This window comes from Nocardioides sp. LS1 (assembly GCF_003865225.1).
Classification (GTDB): Bacteria; Actinomycetota; Actinomycetes; order Propionibacteriales; family Nocardioidaceae; genus Nocardioides; species Nocardioides ginsengisegetis.
Genome location: NZ_BIFF01000001.1, coordinates 583094 through 596066 on the forward strand (window position 1 = coordinate 583094; position 12973 = coordinate 596066).

Below are 12973 nucleotides of genomic sequence, written 5' to 3' on the forward strand. Positions count from 1 at the left end.
GCCTGGCGTCAGGCCCCGGCGATGCTCACGTAGCCGACCCGCCACCCGTAGGCGTTCTGCGCGGGCTCGAGGATGGCGTAGTAGGTGGCGTTCGGGTTGGCCGCGAACGAGATCTCGCAGTCCTGGGTCCCGCTGCCGTTGTCGCGGCAGCTGCCGCCCGAGCCGCCCTGGCCGGCCGCGAAGTCGACCAGCTGCTGCCACTCGCCGTCGCGGACCACGTCCTGGTCGGTGAGGAGTGCCCGGTCGCCGGCGACGACGGCCTCGATGACGGCGTCCAGGGCCTGCTCGGCCGTGGCGGTGCCGGTGGCCCCGTCGGTGGTCGGTCCGGCGAAGGCGCGGCAGCCCCCGAGCGTGACGCTGCACCGGACCAGCCGCGGGTCGGCCTGTCCCCGGAGGGGCAGCAGGACCGCCACGAGGGTCTCGTCGTCCTCCCAGGCCCAGGTGTTGGTGGCGAAGCCCCAGCGGTCGGGCGCGGCCAGCACCATCTCGTCGGAGCTGCCCACCTCCTGCGCGGAGAGGCTGTCGACGGCGGGCACGTCACCGCCGATCGTGCCGGCCGGTGCCCGGACCAGCCAGGTGCCGCCAGGACTGACCTCGAGGTCGTCGTACGTCGGCAGCGTGCCCGTCCGGGCCAGCACGCCGTCGGGCGAGATGGTCGCGAGGTAGGGCTCGGTGCTGGTGGCGTCGGTGGCGCCGTCCGCCCCGTCGACGACGACCAGCCCGGCCGCGGTCCCCTGGAGCACCACCTGGTCGGGTGCGGTCTGCGTGAGGTCGACGACCGTCTGCTGGTCGCCGGTCCCCGCGCGCCACATCAGGCTGGTGCGGGTGCCCTGGACGATCACGTCGCCGTCGTCGGTGACGGCGCGGACCCGGACCGCCACGCCGTTCTCCCGGCGGGGCAGGTCGATCGGCGCGGCGCCGAGGCCCTCGCCCGACGGAGAGGTGTCGAACCCGGTCAGGACGGGCTTGCCGCTGCTCAGGTCGACGAACGCGACGTACTTCCCGTGGGGCGAGAGCACCGGTGCCTCGTCGATCACGGCACTGATCGGCCCGGCGTCCACGCCCGGGGCGCCGAACCACCACGTGCCGTCGGGCTGCCAGGCCAGCCAGGCCCCGCCGCGCGACTCGACCGCCCAGAACTCGCCGGGCACCTGCGTGCCGTCGACGTAGAGCCTGCGGTCGAGGACGTAGGGCACGGACGGGGGAGCGGCGGGGATCGTGGCGTCCGGTGTCGGGGTGACGCTGGGCGTGGGGGTCGGCGCCGGGGCCGGATCGGGCGAGCCGTCACCGCTCTCGCCGAGGAACACTGCCACCGCGCCGACGATCAGCACGACCACCGCGGCCACCAGCAGGGGCTGCCAGTGCCGCACGCGGCCCGGTCGGGCCTCCTCCCTGGGCAGGGACGGCATCGGCGGCACGTGCAGGCCGTCGGCGACCTCGCGCAGCTCGCGGACCAGCACCTTCTCGAGTTCCGTGGTCATCTCAGGCCTCCTCTCCGTCGTACAGGTCGTGGCCGACGGAGGCTCGCAGTGACTTGAGCGCGCGGTGGGCCGTGGACTTGACGTTGCCGGTCGAGCACCCGAGTGCGTCGGCGATCTCTCGTTCACTGAGCTGTTCGTAGTAGCGCAGCACGATCACGGCCCGCTGCCGGGGCGGCAGCGAGGCGACGTGCGGCCAGAGCTCCAGGTGGTCCTCGGGACCTCCGGCTCCCGGCGCCGTGCGTGGCTCCGGGGGAGCGTCGGTGAGGAGCTCCAGCTTGCGGGCCAGCGGGCGTTGCTGGGAGATGTAGATGTTGGTGAGCGTGCGCCGCAGGTAGGCGATCGGCTGGTCGGCCCCGCTCACCTTGGTCCAGGACCGGTAGGCCTGCAGCAGCGCCTGCTGGGCGAGGTCCTCGGCGTCCGCGTGGTTCCCGGCGAGCAGGTACGCCGAGCGGTAGAGCCGCGGCCACGCGGACGCGGCGAGCTCCTCGAACGCCGACGCGTCCTGCGTCTGCTTCGTGGTCGTGAACGCCATCTGGCACCCCCTTCTTGCCCCTCTTGACGAGACCCGGGGGAGAAAGGTTGCGTCGGTGCCGACCTTTCCGGCGGGAGCTCACCCAGGGGCGGGGACCGTGCGAGCCAGGTCGAGGGCGATGTCGATGATCATGTCCTCGCTCCGAGCGCCGTCGACGTGCGGGCCATGGTCGTTTGCCGGTCGGTGGAGCACCGGCTCCTGTCGAGCGTGCTCACCACGCCCGTGGTGGTACGGGTGATGCGACGTCTCGGGACAGGGTCGGGGCATGCCGCAGGTGGGTGGCGATGGCGACGCTCGTGACGGCCGCCCAGACGCACCACAGGGAGATGAGACCGGCCTGGTTGACCCACGCCAGGACGAGCACCGCAGCGAGGTTGGCCACCCCCCAGGCCCGGACGTGGCGCCGGTCCGAGATCAGCAGGGCGCCGCAGGTCGCCACCACGTAGAGGACCGTGAGCGCGCCCCCGTGCCAGAGGTCCACGTCGTAGGCGACGTAGTGGCCCCGGATCCTCGCCTCGAGGGGGCCGCGCACGACGCCGTACATGAGTATGACGGCGACGAACGTGCCCAGGGCGACGAACGCGCTGGTCCTGCGTCGATGCGCGACAGGCTCCAGCGCGCCCACGGCGATCGGCACCAGGATCGGCAGGACCCCGAACGCGATCGCGAGGTACAGCCACTCCGCCGCGTGCCCGACCTCCGTCGCGACCTTGCCTTCCAGGCCCCACCACACGAATGCCTCGACCAGCTGGTGACCCGCGAAGAGCAGGGGCAGGACGGCGAGTGGACGTTCAGCCGGAGTCCGGACGTGGCGCACCGCGTCGATCCCGACCGCCCCGATCAGCAGGCCGGCCAGGGCGTCCACCTCCGGGGAGAAGCACACGGTGGTCCGTTCGGTGAGGTCAGCGAGCGATGGGTCCCGTGTCCCGGTCGAGTCCCAGGCCGGTCACCGTCGAGCGAACCTGTGTGACGGTGCGGTCGAGTGCGGCGATGGCGTCCGCGATGAGCTCGGAGGCCCGCGGGTCGGTCGTCGTGGCGAGTGCGTCAGCGAGCGTGAGGGTCGCGGAGAAGATGCCGCGCATGGTCGTGTCGTTCAGCTCCATCGCGATGCGCTCGCGCTCACGGAGCAGGTCGAGCTGGCGGCTGGACTCCTCGGCGGTCTTGCGTCCGGTCTCGTCCCGGGTCACCTTGACGAACCCGGTGACCTGCCCGTCGGGGCCGAAGATCGCGGTGATGACGACGTTCGCCCAGAACCGGCTGCCGTCCCTGCGGACCCGCCATCCCTCACCGGACCACTGGCCGTGGCCGATGGCGTGCGCGAGCTCGGTGGCGGGGAGGTCGGCTTGCCGGTCCTCGGGCAGGTAGAAGACCGAGAAGTGCTGGCCGAGGATCTCCCGCTCGGTGTAGCCCTTGATCCGCTGCGCGCCGATGTTCCAGGTCTGGACGGCGCCGGTCGGGTCGAGGGAGTAGATCGCATACTCCTCCACGGCCCTGATGAGGAGCCCGAGCGACAGGTCAGCCGCGACACCGGCACCCGCGTCGACCGCGGCGGGGGACCTGCGGAGCGGGGAAAGCATGAAGACCTCCGGATTGCGCGTCTCGATGAACGCGCCACCGAAGGTCTGGAGTGGCTTCACCGCCGGGGTCCGGGGCGGTTGGAGAGGCTGGACGATTTCAACGCTAGCACGCGCGCCCGGTGGCGGATCGCCGCGAGAGCGGGCCGCTCGCGACCGGTCGCTTGTACCCTCGAGGTGAGTCCACGTCGTCGCGTCGCCGCCCGGGTTGCCCGCGTCCTGGGTGCGGAGACGCCATGCCAGATCACCGGCCCTTCCTGGAGAGCCTGTCCCGGTTCGCCCAGTCCCTCGTCGCGCCCCGCGACGTCGAGGTCGTTCTGGGTGAGCTGACCGAGCACGTCACCGCAGTGCTCGGGCTGGCAGGCAGCGGCGTCAGCCTGGTCCGGGGCGGACCGCTGCACGTCGGCGACCCGGCAGACCACGCGGTCGTCGACCTCGAGCAGGCTCAGCACGACCACGCCCGCGGGCCGGGCCTCGACGCGATCCGCACCGGTGAGGTCGTGGCGATCACCGACATCGGCCACCACGAGGAGCGGTGGTGGCCCGAGTATGTCGCCGCGGCCCGCCGTCACTCGGTCTCCAGCGTCGCCGCCATCCCCCTCGCGCAGGGCGGCGAGACGGTCGGATCGCTCAACCTCTACTCACGGGAGCTCCGGGCGTGGTCGGACGATGACCTGGTGACCGCGCGCGTCTTCGCGGACATGGCGACGGCGTACCTCGTCCACGCCTCCGAGCTCGACCAGCAACGCCAGCTGAACGGGCAGCTGCAGCGAGCCCTGGACCAGCGCGTGGTCATCGAGCAGGCCAAGGGCATCACCGCCCACGCCCACAGCACGAGCATCGACGAGGCGTTCGCACTGATCCGGCGGCACGCCCGCGATCACAACGCCAGCATCCAGGTCGTCGCCGAGGCGATCGTGAACGCCGGCCTCAGGGTCTGAGGAGGCGTCGACAGCGGCGGGCTGTCGGGCGTCAAGGGCTCGCCAGGACCACCGGCGGCGCGGCGTAGAACACCGACGGGTCCTCAGGCACCGGGACGTCCCACAACCTGCTCGCTCGCTCGCACGTGCCGGTGAGGTCGCAGCGGATGACGGCGGCCCGGCCCGCGTCGCTCTGGGTCAGGGTGAGGAAGTGTCCGTCGTCCTCCCACACGGCGTGCCAGTCGAGCCTGCCGGTGATCCTCGCCTGCCGTACGGCGGTGCGCCCGTCGATCACCCACCAGCGGTCCGTGCCCGCGGCGTCGAAGTAGGTGTGCGTCGCGAGCGCGTGCCGACCGTCGGGTGACCACTGGCGGGGGTAGACGCGGCAGCTGTGCCACAGCGTCCGCCCGGGTCGGGACAGGGGCGCGACCCGGTTGCAGAACTCCCCGACCGGGGTCCGGTCGAAGACGACCCTGTCGTGCCGGACGTCGGCGCCCACGGCGGCCTGGTGGTAGACGCGGTGCAGGGTGCCCCGCTCGTAGTTCCACCACACCGTGGCCGGGTGGTGCCAGCGTGCGCGGAGACCGATGAGGACCCGGTGGTCGGTGACGGCCACCAGGTTGGCCAGCCGCAGCTCCCGGTGCCCGACGACCCGCCCGGTCCGCGCCGCGGACACGGTGATGACCGAGCGGAGGCCGCTCGAGCCGAGCGGGCGCTGGACGGCCACGCGCCTGCCGCTGCCCGAGACGGCCACGGTGAGCAGGCCGGGGGACCGGGCGACCAGGCGCCGTTCCCCGGTCCGGCTGACGTGGACCACCCGGGTCAGGTGCCGCGGCCCGACGTTGACGTCGCGGAGGAGGTAGCCGCCGGCGACCACCCAGAGGGCGTCGTGGTCGCCGCGCGTGGTGGCCGGGACCCTCAGGTCGCCGTCCCGCACGGTGTCGCGGACCAGGCGGACGACCGCCGGGGAGTCCCCGCGCGGCAGCGCCGCCGGGTCGATGTGCGGCACGTCGGCCGCGGCCGGGAGCCAGGGGAGCACAGCGGCCGCGGTCGCCGCCGCCAGGCCGAGCAGCAGGGTCCCCGTGCGGCGAGCGGCAGGCACGTCCATGTCTCACGCCTGGGATGGTCCGACCCCTCGAGCCTGCGGCGTGCGGGCGCGTGCCAGCAGAGGCGATCGTCCGTGCGGTGGGCGACGAAAGCCTCTGCCGCAGTCACGAGCGGTCTGCGCCGGTGTCGAGGTCGAGCGGTGCCAGCTCCCAGGCATCGAGGACGAGGCGTGCGGCTCCCTCACCTGCCGTGTTGGTCCGCAGCCTCCATCCGTCCCGGCCGCACGGGTAGAAGCGCGCGGTCAGGGCCATCCCGGTCTCCGTGAACACCTCGACCACGGAGCCGTCGACCACGGCGCGGACCTCGACGCTGCCTCCTGGGGCCACGGCCGTGGGCAGCCTCCACGACCCCCGCTTCGCACGGGGGTCGAGAGACGCCCGCGAACGGTCGACGACGACGTCACCCGTGGTGGGGTCCAGACCGATGTCGAGGCATTCCCGGCCGTCGTTCGAGGTGACGAGGCGCATCCCGGACGCGGCCTTGCCGTCAACGCTGCGGCTGAGCACGGCGACGGCGTCGAACACGGTCCCGACCGTGCCGAGGTCGGACGGCTCGTCGCTGCTGGCCAGGGTCGTGGCCCGGACGAGGAGACGGCCGCGCAGCTCGTCGACCTCGCGGGCCGGCGCCTGGTGCAGTCCGTGGTCGGTGAGTGAGAGCTCACGGGGGATTGAGAGCATCCCGGCCCAGCCGACCTCGTCGATCCACGTGCCGGGCGCACCCACGCGAGCCTCGTCCCGGGCCTCCCACACCCAGGCCCACGCCAGCCAGCGACCGTCGGGGGCATGCAGCAGTGCCGGCGCGTAGGCGTCGGGACCGTGGTCGAACGCGAGCAGCTGCGTCGGGAGGAACTCGGCGCCCCGGTCCTGCCCGACGTACGCCGCGGCGCGGGCCGCACCGGTGGCGGGGTTCCAACCGCTCACGACCAGGACGCCGCGTCCCGGGGTCAGCTGGGCGTACTGCACGCACTCCCAGCCCTGCGCGGTGTCGTCCCCGGTGGTGAGGGGCTCGGGGTGCCGAGCCAGGAAGGGGCCGACGTAGTCCCAGGAGACCAGGTCGGGGGAGGTGTACTGGAGAGCTGCGGCACGTCCGTCATCGAGTGCGGCGCCGACGAGCATGCGCCAACCGTGGGCGTCCCGCCACACGTAGGGGTCCCGGAACATCACGGTGCCCGGTGGTGGCTCGGACACCAGGAGGCGCGGGGACTTCTCGAAGTGCACTCCGTCGTTCGAGCTGGCCGAGGTGACCGGTTGCCACCACCGGTCGTCACGCCTGGCCGAGTAGAACGCGACCAGGCGGCCGTCGACGCTCACCGCGTTGCCGGACCACACCCCGTCGGCGTCGTCGCCGCCGGGTTCGGGCGACAGGGCGACCGGGAGCAGCTCCCAGGCGCGCAGGTCTCGGCTGCGCCAGTGCCCCCAGTGCATGTTCTCGTGGCGCGCGCTGTCGGGGTTGAACTGGAAGAAGACGTGGAAGTGGCCGTCGTGGTGCGTCAGGCCGTTGGGGTCGTTGACCCAGTGCCGAGGCGGACGGAGGTGGATGGCCGGGAAGTGCGGGTCCGGCGAGCTCAACGCGCTGCGCCGGGAGAAGGCTCGGCGATCACGCCAGGACGAAGCCCGGCCACCGATCCCCGGGGGACCGGCGGGCAGGCCACGGTGAGACGCCCGTCGTCGCCGACCTCGTCGAGCCCCAGGAGCACGCGCACTCCGGCCTGTCCCAGCTCGTAGTGCGGGAGCGCGACCGTGGACAAGGGAGGCCGGAGGTGGGCCGCGATGACCTCCTGGTTGTCGAACCCGACGACGGCGAGGTCGGCCGGGACCGCGACGCCCGCTTCACGAACCCCGTCGTAGAGGCCCATCGCGACCCGGTCGTTGTGGCAGAACACTCCACTGACTCCCTGGCGCAACAACGCGGGAACGGCTGCGTAGCCGCCTTCTTGGTCGGGTTGTACGTCGATGACGAGGTCCGGGTCGAAGGCGATGGCGGCCTCGGCGAGGGCACGCCGGTAGCCCGCGAGTCGACCGTCGTGCGCCGGTGACGGTGTCGTCGTGTTGAGGAACCCGATGCGGCGGTGTCCCTGCTCGATGAGCATCGTGGTGGCGTCGTGGCCGCCGGTCTCCTCGTCCGGGACCACCGCAGGCACGTCGGAGGTGCTGAAGCAGTTGACCAGCACGCAGTCGGCCTCGGTGAGCCCCGTGGGCAGGTCGACCTGGCGGTGGTACCAGGTCGAGTAGAGGATGCCGCGCACCTTGTGCTCCAGCATCATGGCGAGCGCCTCGCGCTCGGCGTCCTCGTTGCCCTCGGTGTTGGCCACGAGGAGCACGAAGCCGTGCCGCCAGGCCTCGTCCTGGGCGCCGTGGATGATCTGGCCGGCGAACGGGGTCGTGGCGATCGCATCGGCGACGAGCCCGATGAACCGGGACCGACCACTCACCAGGTCCTTGGCCAACGCGTTGGGGCGGTAGCCCAGCTCCTCGATGGCCTGCTGCACCCGGCGCCTGGCGTCGTCGCCGATCCGGGCGCCGACCTTGTTGTTGATGACGAGCGACACCGTGGAGATCGACACCTTCGCGGCCTCGGCCACCTGACGCATCGTGACCGCTCGCGTGCCGTCGGGCCGTGGTGGCTTCATCCCTTGTTCGCTCCGCTCTCGAGGCCGTAGATCATCGCCTTGTTCAGCACCAGGAAGACGAGCAGCAGGGGCGTGACCGTCACGCACACCGCGGCGAACGTGGCGGTCCAGTCCGTCTTGCCCATCGCGCCGATGTAGTTCTGGAGGCCCAGCGGGATTGTCTTCAGGTTCTCCGAGAGTACGAACGTGTTGGCGAAGATGAAGTCGTTCCAGATGAAGATGCTGTTGACCATGACCACCGTGACGACCGTGTTGACCGACAGCGGCAGCGTGATCCGGGCGAAGACGCGGTAGGGCCCGGCCCCGTCGAGCGATGCTGCCTCGTAGGTCTCGCGCGGAATGTAGCCGAAGAACGAGGAGAACAGGTAGATCGACATGGGGAGCGAGAAGCCGGCCAGCGGGATCACCATCGACTGGTAGGTGTCGAGCAGGCCGATCTTGGAGTAGTCGATGAAGAGGGGGACCAGTGCGACCTGCACCGGGACGATGACCCCGAGGAGGAACATGCCCCGCACCACGCCGCTGAGGCGGAAGCCGAGGACGGTCAGCGCGTAGGCGCCCATCATCCCGCAGACCACGATCAGCAGGTCGGCCCCGGCCGTCACGATGAAGCTGTTGAGGATGTAGCGCCACAGGTTGCCGACGCCGAACGCACGCGAGAAGTTGTCGAGCGTGAAGGAGCGGGGGAGTCCGAAGGGGTTCCCGGTGGCGAAGTCCCGCTCGTCGCGGACGCTCGTCATCAGCAGCCAGAGCAGCGGATAGACCTGGACCAGCACGAGGAGCCCGACCAGCACCCGGTTGAGGAACCGGTAGATGTCACGCCGCGGCCGCTGCCGCGATGGAGGTGGTCCCCAGGGACTGTCGTCATGCGACGGCGCGGTCCGGGAGGGGGCGAGCACGTTGAGGGTCATGCGTCTGCCCTCCTCCGGAGCATGGCGACCAGGAGGCCGACCGCGACCAGGCACTCGACGACGATGAAGACGGCCAGGGTGCTGGCGTAGCCGTAGTTCGTGCTGGTGAACGCGGTCTTGTACATGTAGGTCGTGACCAGCTCCGAGGACTGACCGGGGCCACCGTTGGTGAGCAGGTAGGGGATGTCGAACCCCCGGAGCGCGTACGTCGTGGCCATGATCGTCGTGGTCAGCCACACGGGTCGGATGTGGGGGAACCGGATGTGGCGGAAGATGTGCCAGGCGTTGGCCCCGTCCAGGCTCGCGGCCTCGGCGAGCTCCTGGGGGACCGCGATCAGCGCGGCGTAGATGATCACCATGTAGATGCCGATGAAGCGCCACCCCTCGGGTGTCGACACCGCCGCGAGCACCGTGTTGACGTCGGAGAGCCACGGTCGCTCCCAGCCGTCGAGCCCGACCGCGCCGAGCAGGCCGTTGACGAGGCCCTGTGGGTGAACGGCGTAGACCCGGTTGAAGAGGAACGCGATCGCCACGGTCGAGATCACGGCCGGCAGGAGGTAGAGGACCTTGATGACCTCGCGCCCCCGGGTGAGGGAGGCCAGCAGGCTGGCCACGACGAGCCCGCCGCCGAGCTGGAGGACGAGACAGATCGCGACATAGCCGAGCTGGTTGAGGAAGGTCCGCCAGAAGACCGGGTCACCGGTCAACATGAACCGGTAGTTGTCGAGTCCCACGAACTGCATGTCGGTGATGCCGTCCCACGAGAACAGGCTCAGGACGAGGGACTGCCCGATCGGCAGCAGGACTGCGGCCCCGTAGAGCAGGAGTGGCGGTGCCAGGAAGAGCACCACGGACAGTTTCGAGCGATACGGGAGCATGACCGGCCTTTCCGTGTGGTGGGGGCCGACGCCGGTGCGCCGGCCCCCACCTACGGTCACTTGAAGTACTTGGGGGCGTTCTGTTCCAGGGTGGCGTCCATCTTGGAGACGAACTCGTCTGCCGAGATGTTGCCCTGGACCAGCAGCGTGAGCTCCTGCTGGAGCATGGTGTTCGTCGTGGGGTCGAGCTGGGTGTCCCACGGCATGATCGTCGCCTCACCGGCGTCGTTGGCGGTGCTCACGGCCTTCTCGTAGAGCGGGGTCGCGTTGGCCGGGATCTTCGGCTCGGTCGAGGTCGGCCCGAGCGCTCCGCTGGCGGCGTACTCGTCCGGGTAGCGGGTCAGCGCGAACTTCAGGAAGTCACGCACGAGGGGGTCGTAGGTCTTGGCGTTGACCGCCATGCCGATGCCCGACGGGGCGACGTACTCGTTGGGCTGTGTCGCCGAGCCGTCGACGGTCGGCAGGGTGAAGAAGTCGACGTCGTCGCGGATGCTGGGGTCGAGCGCGTCGGTGGCCAGCGCTCCGAGCTCCCAGGTGCCCATGTTGTAGACGGCGGCCTTGCCGGTGGTGAAGAGGTTCTCCGCGTCGGTGTAGCCCACGGAGGAGAAGCCCTCCTCGAAGCACTGCGAGGAGCCGAGGTCACTGAGCCACTGGGCGGCCTTCTGGCCGGCCGGGTCGCTGAACTTCGCGTCCGCCGACTTGAGGGACTTCACGTAGTCCGGGCCGTCGGTGCGGAAGGGCTGGTAGGCGATCCACCGCTCGAGCGGCCACTGGTCGGCGCCGTCGATGGCGATCGGGGTGACGCCCGCGGAGCGCAGGGCCTTGCACATGGCCGGGAAGTCGTCGAGCGAGGTGGGCACGTCGATGCCGGCCTTGGCGAAGAGCGCCTTGTTGTACCAGAACAGCTCGGCGCCGTACTCGAACGGGATCATGTAGAGCGACCCGTCGTCGAAGCGCTGGTAGGCGAGTGCCGACGGCCGGTAGTCGTCGTACAGGCCCAGGTCCTTGAGCAGCTTCTCGGCGTCCATCATCCGGCCCTGCTCGGCGAGCTTCTGCGCGAACGGCGTGGCGTCGGTGTCGAACAGCTCAGGCAGCTTGTTCGCGGCCGCCAGCGTCTCGTACTTCTGGATGTAGGAGGGCCGGTCGGGGGTCGTGATGAGGTTGAGCTTGAAGCCGGGGTGGTCTGCGGCGTACTCGTCGGCCAGCTTCTCCATGGTCGTGATCACCGCGCCGTCCGCCGGTCGCGACAGCAGCCACGAGATGGCGCGGGGCTCGATCTTGCCCTGGGGGTCGACGTTGCCGGGATCCGCGCCACCCGAGCCGCCGCACCCGGCTGTCAGCAGGGCGAGCGCCGACAGCGCGGCCAGCGAGCGGTAGAGCTTCTTCATCTGCTTCTCCTTGGATGGATTCGCGCCTGGCCGGTCATCCGGCGGGACGTCGGCGCACGGTGAGTTCCCGAAGCTTCGCGGTGCCGTCACCGGCGAAGATCCCGAGACGGTCATGGGTGTGGTCGTAGAGGCGAGTGCTCAGACAGACCTGGCTGTCGAGGACCACCACGGCCAGGTCGCCCTCGAGGATCAGCTCGAGGGTGTGTGAGGTGCCGGTGAGGTTGGTCGGCCTCTCGAGCTCGACGACGTGGGGTACGTCGCCCGAGACCTGCCACTGGGCCTCGCCGGTGGTCGGCCGCGGCCAGCGGTCCAGCACCAGCCGGCCCCGCTTGGGCTCGAGCCGGATCACGTAGGAGTGGTCCCCGTCGGCGCTGGACCGGAGGAGCAGGCCGCACTCGGTGGTGCCCGGGTCGATCTCGAGCTCGGCCCGCACGTAGCACTCGGGGGGAAGCGGGGCTCCGCTGACGAGGCAGGCGTAGCCGTCCTCGGCCGCGAGGCCCGTGGGTGCGAGGTCGACGTCGACCTCCTCGGTGAAGGAGGCGATGACCTCGCGCGGGACGTGGAAGGCGAGCGTGCCGTCGGGATTCTGCTGCGCCTCGAGGAGCGAGAGCGTGCCCGCCCACTGCCAGGCCCCGTCGTCGGTCTCGCCCTCGCGGGTCGCGATCCAGCCGGCGAAGATGCGACGGTCCCCGAAGGGGGCGGACTTCGCCGCGTAGAAGGCGCGACCGTCGATGGAGTCGAGGTCGGGCGCCAGCCACGGGCCGTCCAGGGAGCGGGCCATCCGGTAGCGGGTCACGAACGCGTCGGAGAACTCGGAGTAGACGAGGTACCACCAGTCGCCGATCCGGAACACCTCCGGGCACTCGTGGGTGATGTAGCGGCGCGGGTCCCAGAAGGGCACCGTCGGTGTCCAGGTGACCAGGTCCTGCGAGACCAGCTGGGCGATCACCCCGCGGCGCCGCTCGGGCCCGCTGTCGTGGCGTGCCGCCAGCAGCATCCGCCAGGTCCCGGCCTCCTCGTCGCGCACCACGAACGGGTCGCGCCAGTCGGTCGGCTCGTAGCCGGCCGGCGCCCCGAACGTGTGCTCGGGATGCTTGACCCAGCTCTGCATGCCGTCGTCACTGGTGGCGTGCATGACCAGCTGCAGCGGCAGCCCGTTGTCGGCCACGCGGCGCGGGTTCTGCCCGGTGTAGAAGAGGTGGTGCAGCCCCCCGTCGTCGGTGACGACGCTGCCCGTGTAGGCGTTGAAGTCGGCGTCGTCGTGCCCGCCGTGGGGGAGTGCGACGCCCGCGTCGGTGAAGGTCACGAGGTCGTCGGTGCGGACCAGGGCCCAGGGGGTGCCGGGCTTCGGCGACTCACGCAGCTCGAGGAGGTAGTAGAGCCACAGGTCTCCCTCGTGCTCGACCGGGATCACGTCGCCGACCCAGGCGTGGTCGGGGCGGAAGAAGACCTGGTCCGTCACGGGAGCTCCTTGCTAGAACGTTTGATCAGAACCATAGTGACGGGCGTCACGCTGGTCAAGCGTTTGATCAGAAAATGTTCCTCGGGCGCAG

12 protein-coding genes are annotated in these 12973 nt (G+C 70.9%); 1 reads left to right on the top strand and 11 read right to left on the bottom strand.

Annotated features, from left to right (window positions below):
• Window positions 1-8 precede the first annotated feature (8 nt).
• From EJF31_RS02790 to EJF31_RS02805, 4 genes are all read right to left on the bottom strand, one after another.
• Window positions 9-1481 carry a hypothetical protein gene (locus EJF31_RS02790; protein WP_125035560.1) on the bottom strand — a complete coding sequence of 491 codons (1473 nt, stop codon included), beginning with the start codon at window positions 1479-1481 and terminating at the stop codon, window positions 9-11.
• 1 nt (window position 1482) lies between these two features.
• Window positions 1483-2013, bottom strand: coding sequence for a SigE family RNA polymerase sigma factor (locus tag EJF31_RS02795; RefSeq protein WP_125035561.1), 531 nt, complete (start codon window positions 2011-2013; stop codon window positions 1483-1485).
• A gap of 211 nt (window positions 2014-2224) precedes the next feature.
• Window positions 2225-2896, bottom strand: coding sequence for a DUF6629 family protein (locus tag EJF31_RS02800; protein ID WP_221767429.1), 672 nt, complete (start codon window positions 2894-2896; stop codon window positions 2225-2227).
• Between the two features lie 19 nt (window positions 2897-2915).
• Window positions 2916-3590, bottom strand: a complete 675-nt coding sequence (locus tag EJF31_RS02805) for a PAS domain S-box protein (RefSeq protein WP_125035562.1) — start codon at window positions 3588-3590, stop codon at window positions 2916-2918.
• 233 nt (window positions 3591-3823) lie between these two features.
• On the opposite strand from EJF31_RS02805, the gene EJF31_RS02810 reads away from it, so the two are divergent.
• The gene (locus EJF31_RS02810) at window positions 3824-4528 is read left to right on the top strand and encodes an ANTAR domain-containing response regulator (RefSeq protein WP_125035563.1); all 705 of its coding nucleotides are present in this window, start codon (window positions 3824-3826) and stop codon (window positions 4526-4528) included.
• A gap of 31 nt (window positions 4529-4559) precedes the next feature.
• Here the strand turns inward: EJF31_RS02810 and EJF31_RS02815 are convergent, their stop codons facing one another.
• The 7 genes from EJF31_RS02815 to EJF31_RS02845 all read right to left on the bottom strand — a co-directional run bounded on the left by EJF31_RS02815 (window position 4560) and on the right by EJF31_RS02845 (window position 12882).
• Window positions 4560-5615 carry a hypothetical protein gene (locus EJF31_RS02815; protein WP_125035564.1) on the bottom strand — a complete coding sequence of 352 codons (1056 nt, stop codon included), beginning with the start codon at window positions 5613-5615 and terminating at the stop codon, window positions 4560-4562.
• 103 nt (window positions 5616-5718) lie between these two features.
• Complete coding sequence (locus EJF31_RS02820) at window positions 5719-7182, bottom strand: glycoside hydrolase family 32 protein (RefSeq protein ID WP_125035565.1); 1464 nt, start codon at window positions 7180-7182, stop codon at window positions 5719-5721.
• Complete coding sequence (locus EJF31_RS02825) at window positions 7179-8243, bottom strand: LacI family DNA-binding transcriptional regulator (RefSeq protein WP_125035566.1); 1065 nt, start codon at window positions 8241-8243, stop codon at window positions 7179-7181. Before EJF31_RS02825 ends, EJF31_RS02820 begins: the two co-directional genes overlap by 4 nt.
• On the bottom strand, window positions 8240-9154 hold the full coding sequence (locus EJF31_RS02830; protein ID WP_125035567.1) for a carbohydrate ABC transporter permease: 915 nt from the start codon (window positions 9152-9154) through the stop codon (window positions 8240-8242). The genes EJF31_RS02825 and EJF31_RS02830 overlap by 4 nt, the downstream gene beginning before the upstream one ends.
• Window positions 9151-10032 carry a carbohydrate ABC transporter permease gene (locus EJF31_RS02835; protein WP_125035568.1) on the bottom strand — a complete coding sequence of 294 codons (882 nt, stop codon included), beginning with the start codon at window positions 10030-10032 and terminating at the stop codon, window positions 9151-9153. Before EJF31_RS02835 ends, EJF31_RS02830 begins: the two co-directional genes overlap by 4 nt.
• Before the next feature lie 56 nt (window positions 10033-10088).
• Window positions 10089-11420, bottom strand: coding sequence for an ABC transporter substrate-binding protein (locus EJF31_RS02840; protein ID WP_125035569.1), 1332 nt, complete (start codon window positions 11418-11420; stop codon window positions 10089-10091).
• 34 nt (window positions 11421-11454) lie between these two features.
• Window positions 11455-12882, bottom strand: coding sequence for a family 43 glycosylhydrolase (locus EJF31_RS02845; protein WP_125035570.1), 1428 nt, complete (start codon window positions 12880-12882; stop codon window positions 11455-11457).
• Window positions 12883-12973: the final 91 nt, after the last annotated feature.

Excerpts from the sequence above, each read along its gene's own strand:
- EJF31_RS02810 (WP_125035563.1), top strand. The coding sequence starts at position 3,824 with ATGCCAGATCACCGGCCCTTCCTGGAGAGCCTGTCCCGGTTCGCCCAG.
- EJF31_RS02795 (WP_125035561.1), bottom strand. The coding sequence starts at position 2,013 with ATGGCGTTCACGACCACGAAGCAGACGCAGGACGCGTCGGCGTTCGAG.
- EJF31_RS02840 (WP_125035569.1), bottom strand. The coding sequence starts at position 11,420 with ATGAAGAAGCTCTACCGCTCGCTGGCCGCGCTGTCGGCGCTCGCCCTG.
- EJF31_RS02835 (WP_125035568.1), bottom strand. The coding sequence starts at position 10,032 with ATGCTCCCGTATCGCTCGAAACTGTCCGTGGTGCTCTTCCTGGCACCG.
- EJF31_RS02815 (WP_125035564.1), bottom strand. The coding sequence starts at position 5,615 with ATGGACGTGCCTGCCGCTCGCCGCACGGGGACCCTGCTGCTCGGCCTG.
- EJF31_RS02830 (WP_125035567.1), bottom strand. The coding sequence starts at position 9,154 with ATGACCCTCAACGTGCTCGCCCCCTCCCGGACCGCGCCGTCGCATGAC.
- EJF31_RS02790 (WP_125035560.1), bottom strand. The coding sequence starts at position 1,481 with ATGACCACGGAACTCGAGAAGGTGCTGGTCCGCGAGCTGCGCGAGGTC.
- EJF31_RS02805 (WP_125035562.1), bottom strand. The coding sequence starts at position 3,590 with ATGCTTTCCCCGCTCCGCAGGTCCCCCGCCGCGGTCGACGCGGGTGCC.
- EJF31_RS02825 (WP_125035566.1), bottom strand. The coding sequence starts at position 8,243 with ATGAAGCCACCACGGCCCGACGGCACGCGAGCGGTCACGATGCGTCAG.